Here is a 21,812-nt window from a genome sequence, read left to right as displayed (position 1 = left end):
AAATCATCTTCGATGCACTAAAATGAATTCCTTTCCTTATGGCACAACGTTAACTGCAAAACTGTTTCGGTAACCTTTTTCTATGGCGCAACGCGCCCGTTTTAACACCGGCGGTTCCAGTGGCGAACCGCTGATATTTTATATCGGAAAAGAGCGTGTTAGCCACGACGTGGCTGCAAAATGGCGCGCTACACGCTGGTGGGATGTGGATATTGGCGATCGGGAGATTGTCGTATGGGGCTCACCCATCGAACTGGGTGCCCAAGATGGCGTTCGTGCGATTCGCGATCGATTATTCAGGACTAGGCTGCTTCCCGCATTTGAAATGTCTGAGCAAAAGCTCGACCGGTTTCTGGGGGAAATACGCGCCATGCGTCCAAAAATGCTGTTCGGTTACCCCTCCGCGTTGTCTCATATTGCCCGCCATGCCGAGGTAAACGGATGGCACATGGACGATCTCGGTATCCAGGTCGCCTTTGTAACCTCCGAACGCCTCTATGACGAGCAGCGTCAGCAGATCAGCCAGACCTTCGCTTGCCGGGTCGCCAATGGCTACGGCGGTCGTGACGCGGGTTTTATTGCCCACGAGTGTCCCCAGGGAGGTATGCATATTACCGCCGAGGATATTATTGTCGAGATCGTGGATAATCAAGGCGCGCCATCACCGGATGGCGAACCCGGGGAAATCATCGTGACCCATCTTGCTACTAGAGACTTTCCATTTATTCGCTACCGTACGGGTGATATAGGTGTGCTGGATAGCAAACCCTGCGTTTGCGGGCGAGGACTTCCCGTTCTCAAGGAAATCCAAGGTCGCAGTACCGATTTTCTGGTCGCCCAGAGCGGCACCGTCATCCATGGCCTGGCACTGATCTATATCCTGCGTGACATGCCGCAGGTAAGAAGCTTCAAAATCATACAAGAAAGCCTGGATCTTACTCGTGTATGGGTGGTTACAGAAACACGGCTCAGCTCGGAAGAAACCGCAAAAATCGAGCGGGGCTTCAAGGCCAGGCTGGGTCAGGCCGTTAATATCGTGATCGAGGAAATGGCAGAAATTCCGCCAGAAAAATCAGGGAAATTTCGCTATGTTGTAAGCAAGGTCACAAGCGCGTGATTGAGGAAGAAGTGATCTTCAAGAAAATATCCCGATTCCTTCAAAATTTGAACACATGGATCGCGCAGCATTCCAGTTGAGGTTATGCCAAGCTTGGGTGCTGCTTTTCCAGAAAAGTATAAGCAAGCAGGAGCTTGGCAGACAGTAAAAGGAGCAGTTGGTTATGACCCAGTCGCTCGCAAGGGCTCTATAGATCACAGAGCAAGAAGTCATCTTGAAAGCCTGCCTTACAATTCGATATCATTTGAATGATCAAAAATAATTATTGCTTTCGGAGAAGCATGCTGCTTTGGAATATTGATGAATGTATGTGTGCGATAATTAAATATGGAAAAAAGAGACACCGTTCCCTATCGTATGCCACGCGCGAAGAGATTCGAATTGCCGACTACAGCGGGACATCGAGTGCAAGGCCGCAACCTTGCATGACGTGAGTGCCTCCCGTGCGCCAAGCGTTAGAGGTGCCCTTAGGCAAAGCGGAGCAGATTGTCGCGAAAAGTTGTCCAATAAAAGCAGCGAAGAGCCAGCTCAAGCTCTACAGCTTTTAGGTGGTCGGGCGTCAACAAGGCAAGAGCCGCCAGCCCTCCAATTCGGGGTCAAGGTTGGTATTGCCTCATACTAAGGCAATACCAGTTCGGGGGCGCCTGCTTGTTTATGAATGAATCATCTGAGCTAAATGATGGATAACCCAGTTTCCATGCCACCAGAAATAAGTATCGTGATCCCCACATTTAACAATGCGGCGGGGTTGGTCTTGCTGGCCGACCGGCTTAGCTGTGTGGTAAATGGCACAGGAAAGTCATGGGAAATAATACTTGTCGATGATGGCTCTTCTGACAATAGCTGGCGTGTTATTGAAGATATCGCACGGGACCGGCCGGGATTTCGCGGTATCCTCCTTAGCCGCAATATGGGCCAGGCTCGCGCCACGCTATGCGGAATCCATTCTGCAACTGGCGATATCGTGGTCACCATGGACGACGATCTGCAGCACGAGCCCGAGGCCATGCCTCGGCTGCTTGCCGAGCTCGATAGCGACGGCGGATACGATGGACTGTTCGCCTGGTTTCCGGACAAGCAGCACAGTGGCTGGCGTAACCTGGGCTCGCGCATCGTAGGCTATCTCAACGCCCATGCCTTCGGCCTCGGCAAGGTAAAGATCTCGTCCTACCGTTTGATGCGAAGGCAGGTGGCGGACTTCATCCGTGCCAACAAATCATCCATCGCCACCCCGGGCGCCATGATGCTGGCTGCGACCACGCACATCAAATCAGTGCCCATCGAGCACCATCAGCGTGCTTCCGGTCGCTCCAACTACACCTTGGCACGTCAGTTGCGACTGGCGCTGACCAACCTCTTCGCTGTCAGCCTGTTACCGCTACGTCTCATCGCCGGGCTCGGGATTGCTACCGCGATTCTGAGTGCGCTTATGGTACTGGGCACGCTGGTGCGCTACTTCACCACTGGTTTCGGCGTACCCGGATGGGCAACGCTGGTGATTCTGATCACCTTCTTCTCAGGCATGATCCTGCTCTCCCTTGGAGTGATCGGCGAGTATCTCCTCCGGGTGCTGCGTGAGTTGCAGTATACTGACGCGGTGCCGGTGCGTCGGACCATCGGATTCTGAACTCATGGCCCATACGCTGCCAGGACGTGCGACCAAGGACACTATCAGGACTTCGCCGATGAGCTGTGTGATTCTGCAGCCCGGCTTTATTCCCTGGCGTGGTTATTTCCATCAGATCCAGCGTGCAGACGTCTTTGTATTCTACGACTGCATGCAGTACGGCAAGCATGACTGGCGTAATCGAAGCCGCGTTAAGATAGCCCAAGGCTCCAATGGCTCACGATCCCGGTGGTCGCTGGTGACGCAAGCACCTGCCCATCATCGAACAAAATTACCGCAAAGCGCCGTTCTGGCGCGACACCCTCCTCTTGTGGAGGATATCTACGCGCTGCCGGAGCCCCGGCTCGCGGACATCACCTGCACTGGGACAGAGGTCATCGCCCGGCGGCTCGGGATCACCCAAACGCGCGCCGCGCGTTCCAGTACTCCACAACGCCCAAGGCGAGAAGACCGACCGACTTCTCAAATCCTGGGCCAAGTGGGCGCCGCCCACCACAGCTCCGGACCCTCGGCAGGGAATTACATCCAGGCAGCCAAGTTGACGAAGCCGGTATTTCGCTAGAATATATGGTCTATGATTACCCAGACTACCCTCAACTATATAACCCCTTCGACGGCCAGGTCTCGATCCTGGCCCTGCTGTTCAACGCCGGGCCAGAGGCGCCAAGATATATTTGGGGGCGTGCACGAGACGAATTTTTAACAAAAGGATCTGTTATCGATGAGTAACGAGCTTGATTCGCATGCCCATGCCTATGGCAGGGGTTTCGACTACGCCTTCGACAACAACATCATTTCCAATTGGTACCCGGACCGGATTATGGCGCTGTGTCGCGAGTCCGGGAGTCTCCTCGAACTCGGCATCGGGCGGGGTGTGACGACCGATGCGTTTTCCCAGCATTTTGTCCGCCATGTGGTGGTCGACGGATCGCCTGTCGTTATCAACCGCTTTCGCGAACAGTTTCCACAGTGTACCGCGGAGGTGCTGGAGTCCTACTTCGAGAAACTCGATACCGAGGAGCGGTTTGATGCCATAATCATGGGCTTCGTTCTCGAGCATGTGCACGAGCCGGTTGCACTATTGAAGCATGTCCGTCGATTTCTGAAACCAGGCGGTCGATTGTTTGTTGCGGTTCCAAATGGTGAATCTCTGCACCGACGCATCGGCCATGCCGCGGGATTGCTACCGGACATGACGGCGTTGGGTAAGGGCGATCTGGCGCTCGGTCACTACCGCTCGTATTCCGTCGCCACGCTGGACGCGGATCTCACAGCGGCAGGTTGGATGATCACGCGTCGGGAAGGTATTTTTCTGAAACCCTTGATGACCGATCAACTGATCTCCCTGCAACTCGGACCGGACATTATTCGCGGCATGTGCGCGGTGGGCATCAGCTACCCGGAACTAAGCTGCGCGCTATTGTTCGAAGCCGTCGCGGCTATGGAGGTTGCTTGACCCTCGTCGCGCCAGATTTTCTCGAAGGCAAACGCCTGCTGCTCCTCGGCGGCACACCGCTTATGTGCCATGTCGTGCGTAAGGCTCGTGAACTTGGCGTCCACACCATTGTTACCGATTACTATGACGAGCACCGAGCTCCAGCAAAGGTCGAGGCTGAGGAGGCTTATGCGGTCAGCACCCTGAACGTGCCCGGGCTGATCGATCTGGCTCGCGCCGTCCGTGCCGACGGGGTGTTTACCGGCTATTCGGACATCACTCTCCTGCCTTGCCGCGCGGTCTGTGACGCACTGGGGTTCCCGTTCTATGCCAGTCGCAGCCAGCTTGAACAGACCCTGAACAAGCGCCGCTTCAAAGCTCTGTGCCGCAAACACGGCATCCCCGTGGTTCCAGACATCGACCCGGTGCAGTTGCGCGAGCAGCCGCAGCAGGCCCGGTACCCAGTGATCATCAAACCTGCCGATAGCTACAGCAGTCGGGGTATCTCAGTCTGTGCGAATCCGGCGGAGGTGGCGCCTGCCATTGAGCGTGCGCTCAGCTACTCCAGCAGCGGTGAGTTTGTCGCAGAACCCTATATTGAGGCCGACGACGTCTATTTGTATCTAACGGTTCAGGATGGAATACTCAGCCTCTCAGCGATGGCCGACCGGTTGATGAACAACGAACAACCTGGCTTTGCGCCGCAACCGGTGGGCTACCTGTTCCCGTCGCGCTACATCGACAATTGGTTTGCCCGCCTCGTACAACCTATGAGCTCGCTCGTCGCCGACCTCGGTCTTCGCGACGGCACCTTTTTCGTCCAGGGCTTCGTGCTCGATGGCACCATCACGCTATTCGAGATGGGCTTGCGGCTATCTGGTGGCGCCGGCTACCTGCCCATCGCGCACGAGAACGGCATCGATCAGGTCAAAATGCACATTGCCTATGCGCTGACCGGCCAGTTCGCGGGTTGGGATCTGCGCACCGCCGATAACCCGCGGTTTCAACGACCGCATTGCGTGCTCGTCGTACTGCTGCGCAACGGGATAATCGGGCGAATTGGGGGCTGGGAGCAGGTCTGCGCCCTTCCAGCGGTCTATGCCACACTGCGGCTGCGTGATGAGGGTGACGTCCTGGCTGAGGCCGGCACACTGAATCAGGTGTTTGCCCGAATCTACCTCTGCGCGGGGGACAAGCAACGGTTGCTCGTCGCCATTGCACGAGTGCGCGCGCTTTTGTCGATCACCGACGTCGAAGGCGCGTCAATGATGATGGAGTCGTTTGTTCTGGATGCCGTGCCGGGATCGCCGGATCTTCAGCAACTGTCGCCCACCGGGAGAACGCTGCCCTGATCTTTCGATACGTTTCCCTGGTCGGCCACTACGCCGACAGTGTGCGGTTTGCGCGACTGTCCTCCTCCGCGACCCGCCGCCGCCAACTCGTCCGCTTCCGGCGCCTGTTCGAGCACGCCCGCGAACATTCGCCTTTCTACCGGCGCCTGTACCGCGAGGCCGGCGTGGACCGGTTGGTGATCCGCGACTGGGCCGACATCGAGCGCGTGCCAATGGTGGACAAGGCCCTTCTGCGGGCCCTGCCGACTCAGGACCTGATGACCGGGCCGATCACCCCGGATCTGGTGCGTATCACCACCAGCGGCTCCAGCGGCGAGCCCTTCGTAATCTATCAGGCCCGGATGGAACAATACACCTCGCATGTGCGCGTGTTCGCGATGCTATGGGAGCTGGGCTGGCGCCCCTGGCAGCGCATCCTGATGTTGACCCGGCTGGAACCCGAGGCGGTTTTGCCGGTGGAACAGGACCTGGGGCTGCTGACACGGCTGCGTAGGGGCTTTGGGCTGTTCGAGCGCGATATCGCCTCGATCTACACCCCGCCGGCGGAGGTTCTGCGCTGGCTCGACGCACACGCGAACGCACCTGTACTCTGGTCCACGCCGGGTATCATCACGATACTGTGCGACTTTCTCGAGGAGCAGGGCCGGCGCTACCAGTTCAAGCTGGTGGTGCTGACCTCCGAGACGCTCAGCCGGACGCTACGTGCGCGCTGCGAGCGTCTGCTCGGCGCGCCGGTGGTGAGCCACTATGGCCTGCAGGAATGCCCGACCATCGGTCACGATCCCGGCGACGGCGGTTATTTTCGTATCCAGAGTCATGCGTGCATGCTGGAACTCGTTAACACCCGGATTGAGGGGGAGGAAGATGGCACGTTGGGGGACGTGGTGCTGACCAATCTGATCAATCACACCATGCCCTTCATTCGCTATCGGACCGGGGATACCAGCGAGGTCCTGCCTCGGCCCGACTGCCCCGCCAAAGTGCTGGGGCTGATCCTCGGCCGGGTGGATGATGTGCTGACCTTGCCCGGTGGCCGGCGATTCGCCCATCACCATGCGCATGCGCTATTCATGGACTTCCCGCTCTGCGCCCAGTTCAAGTTCGTCCAGTACCCGGATGGCCGGCTGGCCCTGAGGCTTCGCCTGCGCGACGGTGAGGCGCCGGAGGCGGTGCGCGACGCAGCGCTAGCGCGCTGGCGGACGCGCTTTGCCGAGGTGCCGCTGGCGGTGGAATTCGTCGGCGCCATCATGCCGGTGGATGCGCGCACCGGCAAGTTCAAGAACATTGAACGACTGAGTGGACCCCCTTGATGAAAGTCAATTTCTTTGGCGATATCTGCCTGGAGGGCATCGACTGGCAACGATTTGAGTTCGACACGGCATTACGGACGCTGATGGACGGTGCCGTCAATGTCGGTAACCTGGAGTGCCCGATCACCCTCCATGAGGTTCCGAAGCCGCTCCAGGTACGCAACCTTCGCGCGCCGGCGGAATCGCTGGCTCTACTGCAAGGTTTTGCTGCCGTGTCCCTGGCGAATAACCATGTACAGGATTACGGCGAGACGGGCTGCCGGGATACGCTCGCAGCACTCGGGCAGACAGGCATTGGTCATTTTGGTCTCGGGCCGGATCAGCGCTCCGCACTCACCCCGCTAATTCTCGAACGTAATGGGGTGCGCCTCGCCCTGCTCGGTGCCACCCGCTATGCCAATGCCAGGGATGGCCTGCCTGGCACCGCCAGCGAGCAGCTATCGCGGTTGCGGCGTGTCATCCGCCGACTTAAGGCCGACGGCTGTTTTGTCGTGCCCTATTTCCATTGGGGCTATGAGTACGTCCATGTGCCGTCGCCGCGGGAGCGCGGTATCGCCCATGCCTGCGTCGATGCCGGTGCAGACCTGGTCATCGGTGCCCATCCCCATGTCTGGCAGGCGTGTGAGACATATCGTGGTCGGCAGATCTATTACAGCCTCGGCAATTTCATCTTCCACTCGCGGGTGTTCGATGGCCTGTCGCCGGTGCCGAACGACCCGCGCTTGAAGGAGGGGCTGGTCATTAGCGTCCAAATCCGGCCGAATCATCGGTATGAGGCCGCTATGCACGTGGTCCGGCTGACGGATACCAGCGCGCGTCTGCTGGACGCCACCGGCAGTGCCCCCATCCGGGCCCAGATGACGGCCCTGGCGGCCCTATTGGCGGGGCCGCGACTACCCTATCTGCGCGCCTATTTCCGGCAAACCCCGGCCATTGCCCGGCAAAACGTGCGCATCCGCAAAGAGCATCAGACGGCGGTTGCCGGCAGTTCGGCTGACCTCTTGAAGGTCTATCGTAGCTTCAACGGTCAGGACGTGATGAACCGTCTTGCCGCCGCAGTCATCGGCCGCCTGGAGCAATGAAACGCGGTCTGATCAAACTCGCGTTGACGTTGGCTCTGTTGCTGGCGTTGTTCCATTTGTTGGTACCTGTCACAGTTAGCGGATTTGGTGTGCGGGAGGTGGCTTGTGTGTTTTTCTACTCGCTTGTCGGTGTTCCGTCCGAAGTGGCGGTGGGTGTTTCGCTGCTCAACTATCTGCTGGTCATCGGTGCTCGAGCGTTATTAGGCGGCCTGTTGCTGCTGTTCGACCGTGGCAGGCAGATTGCGGGGCGCCCCGGATGAGTCAGTGCGGTGCGTTTTCAAGCGTGAGTTGCCGGTGCATCTGCATCCAGAATTCACCCAATCCATCTTACTAATCCAAGGCTTCACCCATGTCTCAGAATCACAATATCAGCTGTACCTATTGGAGTCAGGCGCACAGCCGCTCTCTGGGACCCGATGACGCCTGCCCGCTAAACGAGTGGTGCGCCGGCAATCCGCGTGGTGCGCTGCTGGCAATGCATCCGAGAGGTTTTCCCGTATTCCTGCCGGGTGCGTCAATAGCCGCTTCCGACGAGTATGCCAACGGTGATCCCTATCTGGTGCAGGACGGGCTGGAAAGTGGCTCCGGTTTCCAGCAGCGGCGTGTCGAGACGACCCTGAAATTGGTAGCTACCGCGCTGTCGCGAATATCACCGACAGGCGGGGCCGGGACAGTGCGGATCCTGGATGTAGCCTGCGGCGCTGGCCATCTGACCGCTGCGGTGTCTGAGCAGTTTCCGATGGCGGAGCTGTATGGGATCGATTACTCAATAACCGCCGTCGATAAGGCGGTTACTGAATATCCTACACTTACCTTTTGCTGTGGTGATGCTTACGACTTGCCTTACCAGGATGGTTGGTTCGACCTAGTACTGCTCAACAACATCTGGGAGCATGTTCCGGACCCATTGCGGTTACTGGCGGCCGTACGTCGGGTGCTGAAGCCTGGCGGGTTCGTGGTAGTCTCGACGCCAAGTCGCTACCGCTTTGGTAACCTTGTTCGGGTGCTGGTGGGGCGACCGGTATTGTTTATGTCTCGCCACCATGTTACGGAATACACGGTCGGCCAGGTGCTCGAACAGTTCCACTACGCTGGTATGGAGGCTGAGGTGTTTGACCGGCCTTGGTCGGGCCCTACCTACAATTTGGCGACCTTTCTCGCCTATAAGATAGCCTCGCCGGTGTTGACCGTGCTGCTGCGGCTAATTGGTTCCCATCACTCACTGGAACAGACGGTGTTCTATCTTGTGCGCAATAGCGACACAAATAATAAAATAATCGGAAGTGCTGGCTCATGAATCCGCGGACATTTGTTAGGCTGATGGTGTCGTGGATGTGGCTGTCCCATCGTCAGCCGGTGCCGGCTGAAAGGTGAAAAACAGTGACAGAAAAAATCCAGTTCAATCGGCCATCCATGACGGGCAAAGAGCTTTACTACATTGCCGAGGCCAAATTTGGCAACATGCTCGCTGGCGACGGCCCCTTCACGAAGCGGTGCCATGAATGGCTGGTGCATAAAAGTGGCTGCGAAAGGGGGTTGTTAACGCATTCATGCACTGCCGCGCTGGAGATGGGCGACGTGGAGCTGACCAATCTGGTCAATCACACCATGCCCTTCATTCGCTATCGGATAGGGGATACCTGCGAGGTCCTGCCGGGCCCGACTGCCCCGCCAAAGTGCTGGGGCCGATCCTCGGCCGGGTGGATGATGTGCTGACCCTGCCCGATGGCCGGCGATTCGCCCATCACCATGCGCATGCGCTATTCATGGACTTCCCGCTCTGCGCCCAGTTCAAGTTCGTCCAGTACCCGGACGGCCGGCTGGCTCTGAGGTTTCTCCTGCGTGACGGCGAGGCGTCGGAGGCGGTGCGCGACGCAGCGCTAGCGCGCTGGCGGACACGCTTTGCAGAGGTGCCGTTGGCGGTGGAGTTTGTTGATACCATCATGCCGGTGGATGCGCGCACCGGCAAGTTCAAGAACATTGAGCGATTGCGTGCTGGACCCCTTTGATGAAAGTCAATTTCTTCGGCGATATCTGCATCCGCCGACTTAAGGCCGACGGCTGTTTTGTCGTGCCCTATTTCCATTGGGGCTATGAGTACGTCCATGTGCCGTCGCCGCGGGAGCGCGGTATCGCTCATGCCTGCATCGATGCCGGAGCAGATCTGGTCATCAGTGCCCATCCCCATGTCTGGCAGGCGTGTGAGACATACCGTGGTCGGCAGATCTATTACAGCCTCGGCAATTTCATCTTCCACTCGCGGGTGTTCGATGGCCTGTCGCCTGTGCCGAACGACCCGCGCTTGCAGGAGGGACTGGTCATTAGCGTCCAAATCCGGCCCAATCATCAGTATGATGCCGCTGTGCACGTGGTCCGGCTGACGGATACCAGCGCGCGCCTGCTGGACGCCACCGGCAGTGCTCCCATCCAGACCCAGATGGCGGCCCTGGCGGCCCTATTGGCGGGGCCGCGACTACCCTATCTTCGCGCCTATTTCCGGCAAACCCCGGCCATTGCCCGGCAAAACGTGCGCATCCGCAAAGAGCATCAGACGGCGGTTGCCGGCAGTTCGGCTGACCTCTTGAAGGTCTATCGTAGCTTCAACGGTCAGGACGTGATGAACCGTCTTGCCGCCGCAGTCATCGGCCGCCTGGAGCAATGAAACGCGGTCTGATCAAACTCGCGTTGACGTTGGCTCTGTTGCTGGCGTTGTTCCATTTGTTGGATATCTCCCTTGCCGGCATCCTCGACCGCCTGCGCAATTTTGGCTTTGTGGTTGTCGCGGCCCTGCTGCCGCTGACATTGATCCCATGGGTGTCTGCCAGCCGCTGGGGTTATTTGCTGGGTTTAAGTGGTATCAAAGAGCGCATGACCGTGCTCTGGGGGTTCAACTGGAAGGCAACCTTTCTCGGTCTCTTCCTGCCCGGATCCCAGGGTATGGATTTTTTCCGCATCCTGTTCATCGAGCGTCGTCACCCCGGCAGTCGCGGCGTGGCAGGGAGCACGGTAGTCATCGAACGGATGATCGGTTTCCTGCTGCTCGGCCTGTTTGCTCTTCTGGCCCTGCCTTTTGTCTATGATGGAGAGCGGTTCCGCCCTATTCTGGTTCTGGTGCTGGCGATGGACGGCGGGCTGTTCTTGCTGTTACTGGCGGTCTTTCTGGTACGCTGGAAGGCGCCTGCGCCGAGCGGTTCGCGCATCGCCAGGATGGTGGGTCGGGCGTTGCAGTATCTGCATCGCTTGCACCAGGCGGTACAGCGCTTTCCCTACCGTCTGGGCTTGCTTCCCACGGTGCTGTGGATCGCGGCCTTTCAACTGTCGCTAGTCACTGTCGTTCATCTGCTTTTCTTGGCCTTTGATCAACCGGTGCCCTTCGTGCAGAACCTGTTGCTGTACCCGTTGATCGGGATGTTGACGGTGGTGCCCTTGACCGTGAGCGGATTTGGGGTTCGGGAAGGGGCGTTCGTGTTTTTCTATTCGCTGGTCGGCGTACCTGCGGAGGTGGCAGTGGGCGTTTCACTGCTGACCTACCTATTGGTCATCGGCATCCCGTCCCTGCTGGGTGGGGTGCTGCTGCTGTTTGATCGCGACGGGCAAACCAGCATTCCGCGCGGATGAGCAGAACCGGCGCTTTACCTTTCGGCATGATGGACGATTGCCACGCTCGGGTCTCCGTTATCTAATCGCACATTTACTGGCTATCTTTTGAATTCATTGATGCTGGTATTGCTCGTGGACTGATTTGGGTTTGCCACCAGATTGCTTAAGGTGTGGCGATTATCGTTGTGGCGGCTTTCTTGTTTGTGCTATTGCGCACGTTCGTCCTTTCGGGCAAACGGTTACAAATGGAGAAATACGGCCATGAAATTCCGCTATAAGTGCAAAGATGTTTTTTCTTCGTCTGGATGGTCTGAGAATCGGGAGAGGATTCAAGGGCAGATTGGGTCAAGCCGTTAATATTGCGATTGAAGAGGTGGCCGAAATTTCACTAGAGAAATCCAGTAAATTTCATTACGTAGTGAGCAAAGTCAGAGCAAAGTTGCACTAGTCTGACCCGGAAAGAGTGATTGTAAATATTTGCGGTGAAATCGCTTGGCTTGGCTTCCAGGCAATATTGGAAAAACCATCAATCCTAGGCGCATGGCGAGTACAGCCAGTTCATGCGATGAATAATAAAGACAATGGCGGAATGTACGCTGCACCGTTAAATGTGAGTTCATGGATAAGCAGCAAAATCATATAGAGGTAATCGGCAAGGTTTTGTCCGGCGCTCGCTGGGCAGTGATACTGCGATTGTTTGGGCAGGCCATCAGCTGGCTCAGCACTATCGTGGTGGTGCGCTTTATCAGTCCAGAAGATTATGGGCTCAATGCAATGTTGGAAGCGCCACTGGAGCTTCTGGCATTGTTAAGCACATTTGGCCTTGACCTTGCGCTGGTCCGGTCGAAAAGCATTGAGCAGGAAGAATTGCGCAGCGTCTTCGGTTGGCTTTTGCTAATCAACGGTGTACTTTTTCTAGCATACTTTTTTGGCGGTGCCCTGATAGCAATTTATTTCGATGAACCACGTCTTGAGTTGTTGAGCAAAGTGCTGGCTTTTGTTTTCCTCCTTGCGCCTTTCAGGGTGATCCCCAATGCACTCCTGGATCGCAACCTGAAATTTAAATTGAGAGCCCTCGCGGAATTTATCGCAGGCACTAGCGCAGCAATCGCGACGCTGGTGCTTGCCATTCTGGGGGCCGGGGTATGGGCATTGGTAGCAGGCATGCTGATAAGCCGTATTCTTCTGGCTGTCATATTGATGATTCTGCAGCCTTGGATCATGGTTCCGTCCTTAAGCTTTTCCGCAGTGCGTGCGATGATGGTCTTCGGCGGCACATTATCGCTAGGGGGCGCAGTCGTTCTTGTTACCGACAAGCTCGCCACACTGATTGCGGGCCCTATCCTGGGTGCTGAATTACTGGGCATTTTTGCGGTCACTTTTCAGTTTGCCTTGCTTCCGCTTGCCAAAATCATGCCGGTAATTAACCCAATTATCTTTCCAGCATTTTCCAAATTCCAGGAGCAGAAAGAAGTGGCGGGGTACTATCTGGGGAGGTCATTCGGTATTGTATCGCTCGGCTTGTTCCCTATCATGATAGGTCTTGCCTGTATCTCCCAAGGGTTTGTGGAAACAGTGCTGGGCGCCAAATGGTCGGCAGTCGCCCTGCCGCTTGCGCTGCTGTCGCTTGTAATGCCATTTAGAATGACAACGTCTCTCCTCCGGCCGATATTGGCCAGCATGGGGCGAGCGGACCTGTCGCTGAAGTCCACGATCGCCGCGTTGATTATCTTGCTGCCTCTAATATTGATAGGTGCGCAATATGGAGTGATCGGGCTGGTAGCAGCCATAATGGCTACCGAATTGATTGTCGCTTTTTCCACTATCAGCATGAGCAAGGCTGTTCTAGGTGTTTCGCTCACAACGATAGCAGAAAGCTACCGCCCTGCCATCATTTCCTCCGCTGTCATGGCCGCTTGTCTTCTGGGCGCAAAAGCGGTGTTTGGGAGTCACGTCAGTCTTATCGGGTTACTTATCGACGTCAGTTTGGGCGCAATGATCTATTTTTTGACGCTACGAATTTTCTATGGTCGATTTCTGAAGGACGCAATTGGACTATTCCTGGGGAGGCGCAACAAAAGCTCCCCCGCATAGAAATTAACAGCATCTGGATACTAAAGATCTGTCGTGATTGCAATAATGCAAAACGAGCAGAAATGAAGATTACGAGGATTCGAAAGAAACCAGATTTTTCCTAACAGTTTTAGTGATTTCTTTTATTCAAATCCGATGAACAAGTCTGCCGCAATCAGGGGCACAGCGGCTCGTTACTTCCAATAGACCAGTAGTAGATCGTCAATTTCTCTACGGTTTGTAAAGCCATTTTCATTCAGCGCACTTGAGACCTTAGAATCAAGGATGGCAGATTTAGCGATAACGACCGATCGAAGATTGGTGTATCCCAACAGGGCCTGGAACTCCGGAAAACAATCAGGTTTGTCACCATTTACAAATTCCGATGCGCAGATTCGGTTATCAATCTCGGTACGGAGTCCACGTTCTCCAAACCATACTTTCTCTGCTTCATTGAAAACACGCATCTGTGGATACTTTGCACTCAGCATAGCGACAATACCACCCAGCGGTAGTGGCGCAAGCATGGGTCCTGGAGGGGTGACCGCAATTACTGCCAGGGCCACCCTTTGGGATGCAGGAGGCATTTTGTAGCGCGGCCATGCAAATTCAGTCCTTAAGTATAAAACCGAGGTGGTAAACGGTACAAAATGGGAAATGAAAAGGATAAAAAATGTGACGGAGATAAAACCTAATTGAACTGGTTTGGAGAATCGGCCTGCGTATTCAAAAAGTTTGGCTCCCGTTAGACCCAGTAAAAGCGGCAACGGATAGATATAGAATAGGCGCCAATAAATATTCGGCGTAGTTAAGTACTTGATTAAAAGTGGGGCAACAATGGGATTGAGAAATAAAACGATGGTCGCGACAACCCACACCAACGTGAATTTTCGGACTTTGCCTGAAGTCATCAGTAGCGCTAATACCGTGGAAACTATTAAAACAAGCGCCGTGGCAGGTCCTGATTTTTCGAAAAAGAAGCCTGCATGTCCTAAAAAAGTAACAGGAAAATCTTCGCTGATAGGACTATTCGTACCTACGTCAGAGTGTAAGTTGAAGAATGCCACCAAGGTATATACGATCAAATAACTCAAGCTGCATGAATAGAGAAATAAATTTTTTATAAACGTTTTATATTCACCACCGCTTACTGCTGCACAAGCTACGACAAGGACAACTGCTAAAGGCGGAAGAATTGCCATAGTGGAGCTTGTCGCGCCCACCATGGCTGTAGTGGCTGCAAAAGTAAGCGCCCAGTCAGATGGAGAGGCCGTACGAAAGGAGTTGACTGTTGCTGCCGCAAATAAAGGTATTCCTATCGAAATAAAAAAAACTTTTCCGCTATAAATATTGGGAAACGACCACGTACCCGGAGTTCTGGACGTCTCGCCTAGTAGCAGAACAATTGCGACTGTAAATAGCGCGCCAACTACTGCCAACTTCGGATCAACAAATTGGCAAATAAGGTAATAGAGTGCGATTGGAATTAGACAGCCGAGCAAGGCTGGAGAAAATAGAAAATAAGCCGAGAGATAATCAATATTTAGAAAATATGCTATTACAGCCTGAGTATATTCAAAGGGCACGGAAGTGGCGACAAAGTATGACGTGAAGGGCTCACTACCGGTTTCGATGAAATGAATCGCGAAATCCATCGGCGAATCGGGATTTTGAAGATGGTAGACAGCATTAGGAACGTAATAAAAAAGATCTGTACTGATTTTAGTGGCGCCAGAATTAAAGAAACTTGCGAGAAATGCCCCGCCAAGGCAGATAATGACTAGAAACAATAATGTTTTCGGATCGTACCGGGTAACCTTTTTGTACTGCTCATGAAAAAAAATCCATACCAATAGTGGCATGACCAGCATTAAAAAAAGAGCCGTATAAGCATAAACTTTGAAAGTAATACCGGAAACCTGTGCAACGTGAGTAAGTATAGTCAAGCAGGCAAGCAGACCCATTAGCCAAAATAGGGCAGACTTTACTATAATGACACTTGTATAAGATTCGGGATTGTTATTAGTAAAATGCACTGTGATCTCCAAGTGACAATTGGTATAGCCGATTTTGACCAGCATTAATTCGAAACAGCATCAACGGATCACTCGGGAACATTCTGCACGAGGCGTTTTTAAAGGCTGATTTCGGAATTGTTTTAAGCGGGCCAAGTTCCATTCCGGACATCCTGGGATGGAAGCCTTGCAGGGGATGGTGGATATCCCGCGGCTTGGGGCCGCGCCGGTATCAAGCGACTGCCTGGCAGTCTATCGTGCAGGCTTAAAAAGGAATAGCGGATTCTCCGCAGCGAGGGTTCCAAAAAATTACGGGCCGACGAGATTCGTTCTAACAAAATGTTTGCGCCGTTCGAACAATAGCTTATAAGACAATATCTCATCAATATATATTGATAGTTGGCCGGAAGATAGAGTTAATTGAATCGCATCCGCAGTGTTGACGTCATAAAGATAATCGCAGTTACCGGCGTAATTGTGATTCATGCTGCGCCATTCTCCGATACGTCGTTTGAAGGGAGCTTGTATAGACAGCTCGAAATCTTGTTAAGCCAATCATCAAGATTTGCGGTTCCCTTCTTCTTTGTAGTTTCAGGGTATTTTTTTGGCGTTAAGGAGCGTCGCAATAACCTAAAAACTATATCAACCACCGTCAGCACGGTAAAAAGATTGCTTTTAATTTTTGTGGCCTGGTCTCTAATATATCTTCTTCCGTATAACGTAGGTGCTATATATGAATATGGAATATCTGGCCCTTTTAAGGTCGCATACTGGAATTTGATAAGCCTGTCATCAGACCCGATTAGGTTGATTTTTCATGGCACAAAGGCTCATCTGTGGTTCCTGGCGGGACTTATATGGGCGGTGTTGTTCACGGGAGCGTTTCGATACCTGGAGCTATACAGAAGCATTTACATTATCGCGATCATTCTTTATATCCTGGGACTTCTTGGGCAGAGTTATTCTAACAGTCCATTTGGCATACATTTTAATTTCGACATACGCAACCATGTGTTTTTCAGTACTATTTTTTTTGTCACTGGCTACGGGCTATCAAACTACAAACCTGAGCCCCTCTGGTTTTCTCTGGGTGTCATGATTTTCGTTTTTGGAGCCGCGATTCACTTTACTGAAATTTATACATTATGGAAGTTATATGGGACAGACCCTAATACACATAGTTATACGATAGGAACCTACTGTATGGGCGTTGGAATCACATTGGCGGCTCTGTCAAACCCCCGTATTTTAAATATCGATATTCTTGCAAAGATGGGGAAATACGTCCTCGGCATCTATGTAATTCATTACATATTCGTTGATATCTTAAGTCCAGTTAGTCAACTCATATCCAATCCTTTATGGGAAATTGGGAAAGTCCTCGTTATTTTATTGCTGTCAGCTGGCGCCGCTATGCTACTTTCAAAAAACAAGTATATGAGGAAAATCGTCGAGTAGCATCCAGCGAAACCAGCCCCAGAACCTGCGCCCGGCAAGCGCTTCGATATCGACTTATTCCATAACGGGATCCGGTATTTCCTCGTTTGATCTCAGCCAGCGGGCTCGCAATAAACGGAACGTTTGAGGTTAAGTGGGTCGCATCGTTAGCGATTTTGCCAGCGTTTGATAAGTGGGGCGATGGCCTGAAGCGTATCCGGATAAGTAGTATCGTGCCGGTTCGAAATGATTTTCCGCAGTAAAAGGCTCCAGGAACTTGTCGACGACAAGTTCCTTTCTAACAAAAAATGCATTCGCCCCGGATAAATTACAACCAACGAGGCAATACCCCATTTTATCCAGGTTGATTTCGAGGAATTTCAGAGAAACTCCAAAGCAGTCGTCTCCTTTCCATATATGCGTTTCCGCATAATCCATGCAGTACAGAACAGGTGGTGCAAACTTGGCGTTGTATTCAATTACAATCACCCTGGGTTTGATGCATGATATGGCGTTGAGAACATGATAATCATTCCCGTCGATGTCTATGGAAAGAAGGTCAATCTCGCTGTGTTTAACGTTCGCGGAGATCAAGTCATTAATATTTGCTTTAGTGATAAAGGATTCGATAACCGCTAACTTTCCCTGTTGAATGATTTCCGCAAAATGGGTGCGTATATTCGCGATGGAGCCGGAGGACGCATCAATCCATAAACCCTGCCAATCGTCGAAAAGAAGAGCAAGCGTATTATTTTCCAGGCCATTTCCAATCCCAAATTCCACGAATATCCTGTTGGTTGTGCCAATTCGAATGAAAATTTCTCTTATGATCCCATCTTCATCATTTTGCGAATATATTTTTCCCCCGAAAGGTATAAGACTTTTAGGTATTTTGTAACGTACGCTTCCCCGCAAGCGATCTATTTCGGCGTGTATAGAAAGTTGATAGTTTCGGTCTGCTGTAATCGTGAGATCTTCCAGGGAGATCGTCAAATCATGTGCAATTTTTTTTAGTTTTGTTAGCATAATTCTAGCGGGCTCTCTTATTGCTCGAAAAGCAGTTCAGCAAGCTGACACCTGCTCGACTGCGTTACGAGATACAACCTCTATCGAGGACGGCATTCCAAGTTTTGATGAGGTCCGAATTCATTCGGATTATTGACCGGTATGGTTTTTCCTGTAACGAGGATTATGGAAACCTCATAATTCAGGGATTTCCAGAGCTCAAGCACTTCATCTGGCGATTGGCCAGCGCGTGCCAGATTGTCCAGGTCGAGTTCCATGAAAACAAGCGGGCGGAATCGCATGATTGTTTCTCGAGCACCCTCCAAAGCCTTTATTTCCGCGCCCTCGATATCAATCTTGATAATGTCTACGCACTCGACGCTTCGATCTCGGATATAGTCGTCCAGGCGGATTAGGGACACTCCCTCGGAAACTTGCTCTGCTTCTTCGGTCCTGCATGTATACAAGCTCGCGGCACCGCTGTTATTCATCTCTCCCGCTTGAGATGGCAGAAACAGAGTAGCTTCGCCTGGCTGGTCATATATCCCTTTCTGATTGAGGAAAACGTTTCCAAAATGATTCAGTTCGATATTACGTGCCAATCGGGCAAAATGATGTGCACTCGGTTCGAAAGCATGCACCTGTCCGAGTAACGCGCGACGTGCCGCCACGAGTGTAAATGTACCAATATTTGCTCCTATGTCTATGAAAATACCATTCTTGGGTAATTGACGTTTAAGAAGCACAATCACGCCTTCATCAGCTTCCTGAAAACCTTGCCAGAATACCTGAGACTCGATGTGGTCGGATAACGACGTAATAATTCGTATATTGTCGTCAAAAGTCGTTTCCAGCTCCAAAGGCGGGGTGGTCCGCGCGAAGTCGTACCGAAGCTTAAATATCAATCGCCAGGCCCAATCCTTTAAAACAGCTACCCCCAGTGCACTGCGCACAATAGTTTGTAACAGGCGAGCCCACACACTTAACATTGCTTATCAAACCCTTGGAACGCTATTGTGAATAAAATAGCAGCGGGACGATACATCATGATTCATCGATCCGGCAGCCTATCTGTGCTGTCTTGCGTAAAACGCCCACATGGCATTGCGCGCTTTTTGACCAGGAAAAATCCTCACCCCGGCGCAAACCTGACGCTACCCTCTCAGGTCTGTTTTTCATGTCATGACAGAACGCCAGCATGGCTTCCAGCAGCGCGTTCTCATCACGTGGGTCAACAGTCAAGCCCGCTTCTCCTGCGACTTCGGGGCATGCTGAAGTATCGGATGTAATAACTGGGCAGCCGCATGCCATCGCCTCGATGATGGGTATACCGAAGCCCTCATATAATGACGGAAAGATGAAAGCGAGCGCACGACGATAAAGATCGGCTAATTCGTCGGCCTTCAAAAAACCGGTGATTACGCGTACCCCATCAATGCCTTCATATTGCCGCGCACTATGTTCAGGAAGTTTTAACACGAGCTGAGCATTGTGGTTTCGTCTGAGCCTTCGAAATGCCCGCACAATTCTATGGATATTTTTGCGCGGTTCGCCATTGGAAATATGGAGGAAATAACCTTCTGGCACCACTCCAGGCTGAGTGGTGAAAACTTCTTTATCCACTCCATGATGGCAAACGTAAATTTTTTCCGCCGAAACATTCGTAAATTGAACCGCTTCTTCTTTCACAAATGCGGAAACAGCGATAATGCCCGCCACCGCAGTATGAGCATCTTCCCACAATGCGCGTTTTCGGTTGGCATATCGCTCTGACATGATCAAACCTTTCAGTGTGCGAAAATATTCCCAGCCGTTTAGCGCCACAGGGGCGAAACCATGCACAGTCACGACCAAAGGAGGAAGATGGTTTCCCAAGAGAAAATGGGGAGGAGGATTGCCGCCGCCAGAACGGATATCCCAAAGCACATCCACTGATTTTGGCAGGGATCTCTTATCTATAAAAGGGATGACTGACACGCCTTGCCCAGGCAGATATCTCTGGACATTCTCGGCATAAACTCGGAAGCTTTGAGGGATGTCGGGACCCTGATAAACCCCAACGTACAGCTTGGTGTCTACCATTTATAGTTTATTACCTGGATGCGTTTTATTGTCAAGTCGACGTCTATGCCGTTTGGAGTGCTTACTCGCCAACAAGCGTGTCGCAGCCTCAATGCTGTGCTTTAGATGCACTATGCCTCTTCCGGAAGAAATGCTGCGGAGGTTTGTCGGCAACCGCTACCCATACTAATCAGTTCGATATTATTCTATTTACGGAACGTGGCGCGTGTTCTGAAGCGCTATTTTTCATCACCCTTGAAATGCGGGGCATTTGTGCTTCTTCTCCTCAAGAAAGGAAGTGAAATTCGTGCGATAGTTGCGAGTCAACAATAATTTCATTTCACGGAAATGTATCAGCTTACTGCATAAAAAAGGAGAAAAGTGCAGATTAATAAAATGGATCCGAATTTCCGGACCATCATTAAAGATGGTAGCCTGCTATAAAAATAAAAAGGAGCAGACATTGAGGGGGAATGAAAAAACAGAGCAAAACCGTCGGCGGGATATTCCGCTGTGCGTGAACAATCCCTTAAACTTGGATTCATGTTTCATGACTGAGGGTCTGCTATAGATAGTACACAGTTTAAATGGAATGTCTCGACCTGGATATATATAACCCCTAAATTTTGAATTAAGATTAAACCTCTTAGCCCTCTTGCCTTCTTGGCTCTTGCAGCTACCCTCTTATAAGAGATCACTTTCCAGCATGGCATCACTAAAGCCAACTGTTTCCATTATTATTCCTACCTATAATTGCGAGGCCTATATCGCGGAGACGCTCAATAGCGTACTCAGCCAGACCCTCGGCAATCTGGAATTAATCGTAGTCGATGACGGTTCTACGGATCGCACCTGTGAAATCGTCGCTTCCTATGGTTCGTCTGTTCGCCTCCTGGCGCAAGCCAACTCGGGCGTATGTGCAGCCCGCAATTATGGAATCCGGGAGGCATCAGGCCGATATATCTGCCTGATGGATCACGATGACTTTTGGTTACCCGACAAACTTGCACTTCAGGTGGAGCAAATGGAAGCCCATCCAGAGATCGGGTTGGTCTACAGCTCATTTATCTGGTGGCATCCCGACGAAAAAGGGATATTTCCTGATCCCGCCAGTATTGAAACGGCATCATCGCTGGGAGGCATCGACGAGGAGTTTTCGGGCTGGATATATCACTTGCTTTTACTTGATTGCTGGATATTGACCAGCGCGGCGCTAATACGCTCGGAGGTGTTCGATAAGTGTGATGCCTACGACGAATCTCTTCCCTATAGTGAGGATTGGGATCTTTGGTTGCGTATTTCCAGGGAGTATCAGGTTATTAAGTTGAACAAACCGTTAACCCTGTATCGCCAGCACCCGAAACAGGGAAACCGTGTAGCGAGGACTATCGACTATCGGACTGAGCTGTTATGCAAAGCAGCGGTGAAATGGGGGCTATGCAGTCGGGATGGCCGTCGGATTACAGAGCGCGAGTTCGCCCAAAACATCGCCCGCTATCAAATGGAGTTTGGTCTCCGGCACCTCGCATCTGGTAACCTTAAGATAGCTAACCGTTTTTTGCTGAAGGCCTGGCTAAAGCATCCAATCAACTTGAAAATCCTTGCATATGTTCCTGCGGGCTTACTGGGGTGGCGGCCGAAGTGGTGAGTACCGCGAGTAAAACCTTGCGGGGTGCTTCAGATGATATTCCGTAATGG

The 21,812-nt window shown here is 52.7% G+C and carries 18 protein-coding genes and 2 pseudogenes; 16 read left to right on the top strand and 4 right to left on the bottom strand.

What is annotated here, in order from left to right:
* Window positions 1-94: 94 nt before the first annotated feature.
* From BLS94_RS13245 to BLS94_RS13180, 14 genes and pseudogenes are all read left to right on the top strand, one after another.
* Window positions 95-1,117: pseudogene (locus BLS94_RS13245) on the top strand (phenylacetate--CoA ligase family protein); the annotation flags it as partial.
* Between the two features lie 697 nt (window positions 1,118-1,814).
* Window positions 1,815-2,744 (top strand): glycosyltransferase family 2 protein, encoded by a 930-nt coding sequence (locus BLS94_RS13240; RefSeq protein ID WP_176767886.1) that lies wholly within the window; start codon window positions 1,815-1,817, stop codon window positions 2,742-2,744.
* 4 nt (window positions 2,745-2,748) lie between these two features.
* Window positions 2,749-3,473, top strand: a pseudogene (locus BLS94_RS15075) (WbqC family protein).
* On the top strand, window positions 3,466-4,200 hold the full coding sequence (locus BLS94_RS13230) for a class I SAM-dependent methyltransferase (protein WP_090961855.1): 735 nt from the start codon (window positions 3,466-3,468) through the stop codon (window positions 4,198-4,200). The pseudogene BLS94_RS15075 and the gene BLS94_RS13230 overlap by 8 nt, the downstream one beginning before the upstream one ends.
* A complete protein-coding gene (locus BLS94_RS13225; protein WP_090961852.1) occupies window positions 4,197-5,531 on the top strand; it encodes an ATP-grasp domain-containing protein in 1,335 nt (444 codons plus the stop codon). Before BLS94_RS13230 ends, BLS94_RS13225 begins: the two co-directional genes overlap by 4 nt.
* 41 nt (window positions 5,532-5,572) lie before the next feature.
* Window positions 5,573-6,841 carry a phenylacetate--CoA ligase family protein gene (locus tag BLS94_RS13220; protein ID WP_090961850.1) on the top strand — a complete coding sequence of 423 codons (1,269 nt, stop codon included), beginning with the start codon at window positions 5,573-5,575 and terminating at the stop codon, window positions 6,839-6,841.
* Window positions 6,841-7,923: a CapA family protein gene (locus BLS94_RS13215; protein WP_090961848.1), complete on the top strand. Its 1,083-nt coding sequence runs from the start codon at window positions 6,841-6,843 to the stop codon at window positions 7,921-7,923. The genes BLS94_RS13220 and BLS94_RS13215 overlap by 1 nt, the downstream gene beginning before the upstream one ends.
* Window positions 7,920-8,183, top strand: a complete 264-nt coding sequence (locus BLS94_RS13210) for a hypothetical protein (protein WP_090961846.1) — start codon at window positions 7,920-7,922, stop codon at window positions 8,181-8,183. Before BLS94_RS13215 ends, BLS94_RS13210 begins: the two co-directional genes overlap by 4 nt.
* Window positions 8,184-8,272: 89 nt before the next feature.
* Window positions 8,273-9,220 carry a class I SAM-dependent methyltransferase gene (locus BLS94_RS13205; protein ID WP_090961843.1) on the top strand — a complete coding sequence of 316 codons (948 nt, stop codon included), beginning with the start codon at window positions 8,273-8,275 and terminating at the stop codon, window positions 9,218-9,220.
* 83 nt (window positions 9,221-9,303) lie between these two features.
* The gene (locus BLS94_RS15070; protein WP_090961841.1) at window positions 9,304-9,639 is read left to right on the top strand and encodes a hypothetical protein; all 336 of its coding nucleotides are present in this window, start codon (window positions 9,304-9,306) and stop codon (window positions 9,637-9,639) included.
* A complete protein-coding gene (locus tag BLS94_RS13195) occupies window positions 9,633-9,932 on the top strand; it encodes a hypothetical protein (protein WP_090961838.1) in 300 nt (99 codons plus the stop codon). The genes BLS94_RS15070 and BLS94_RS13195 overlap by 7 nt, the downstream gene beginning before the upstream one ends.
* Window positions 9,932-10,585: a CapA family protein gene (locus tag BLS94_RS13190; protein ID WP_090961836.1), complete on the top strand. Its 654-nt coding sequence runs from the start codon at window positions 9,932-9,934 to the stop codon at window positions 10,583-10,585. The genes BLS94_RS13195 and BLS94_RS13190 overlap by 1 nt, the downstream gene beginning before the upstream one ends.
* Window positions 10,582-11,541: a lysylphosphatidylglycerol synthase transmembrane domain-containing protein gene (locus BLS94_RS13185; RefSeq protein WP_090961833.1), complete on the top strand. Its 960-nt coding sequence runs from the start codon at window positions 10,582-10,584 to the stop codon at window positions 11,539-11,541. Before BLS94_RS13190 ends, BLS94_RS13185 begins: the two co-directional genes overlap by 4 nt.
* Before the next feature lie 600 nt (window positions 11,542-12,141).
* A complete protein-coding gene (locus tag BLS94_RS13180) occupies window positions 12,142-13,617 on the top strand; it encodes a lipopolysaccharide biosynthesis protein (protein ID WP_090961831.1) in 1,476 nt (491 codons plus the stop codon).
* A 173-nt stretch (window positions 13,618-13,790) separates the two neighbouring features.
* Here the strand turns inward: BLS94_RS13180 and BLS94_RS13175 are convergent, their stop codons facing one another.
* Window positions 13,791-15,632, bottom strand: a complete 1,842-nt coding sequence (locus BLS94_RS13175) for a hypothetical protein (RefSeq protein WP_176767884.1) — start codon at window positions 15,630-15,632, stop codon at window positions 13,791-13,793.
* 399 nt (window positions 15,633-16,031) lie between these two features.
* Between BLS94_RS13175 and BLS94_RS13170 the strand changes: the two genes are divergently transcribed.
* A complete protein-coding gene (locus BLS94_RS13170; protein WP_090961826.1) occupies window positions 16,032-17,069 on the top strand; it encodes an acyltransferase in 1,038 nt (345 codons plus the stop codon).
* 129 nt (window positions 17,070-17,198) lie between these two features.
* Here BLS94_RS13170 and BLS94_RS13165 read toward each other — a convergent pair whose 3' ends face one another.
* The 3 genes from BLS94_RS13165 to BLS94_RS13155 form a co-directional block, all read right to left on the bottom strand.
* Complete coding sequence (locus BLS94_RS13165) at window positions 17,199-18,074, bottom strand: FkbM family methyltransferase (protein ID WP_090961824.1); 876 nt, start codon at window positions 18,072-18,074, stop codon at window positions 17,199-17,201.
* 80 nt (window positions 18,075-18,154) lie between these two features.
* On the bottom strand, window positions 18,155-18,958 hold the full coding sequence (locus BLS94_RS13160) for an FkbM family methyltransferase (RefSeq protein WP_176767883.1): 804 nt from the start codon (window positions 18,956-18,958) through the stop codon (window positions 18,155-18,157).
* 139 nt (window positions 18,959-19,097) lie between these two features.
* A complete protein-coding gene (locus BLS94_RS13155; RefSeq protein ID WP_090961822.1) occupies window positions 19,098-20,135 on the bottom strand; it encodes a glycosyltransferase family 4 protein in 1,038 nt (345 codons plus the stop codon).
* Window positions 20,136-20,820: 685 nt separating this feature from the next.
* Here BLS94_RS13155 and BLS94_RS13150 point away from each other — a divergent pair.
* Window positions 20,821-21,762, top strand: a complete 942-nt coding sequence (locus tag BLS94_RS13150; RefSeq protein ID WP_072767735.1) for a glycosyltransferase family 2 protein — start codon at window positions 20,821-20,823, stop codon at window positions 21,760-21,762.
* Window positions 21,763-21,812: the final 50 nt, after the last annotated feature.

It is taken from the genome of Nitrosospira sp. Nsp18 (genome assembly GCF_900103145.1).
Lineage (GTDB): Bacteria > Pseudomonadota > Gammaproteobacteria > Burkholderiales > Nitrosomonadaceae > Nitrosospira.
This window is presented reverse-complemented; position numbering and strand designations above follow the sequence as displayed.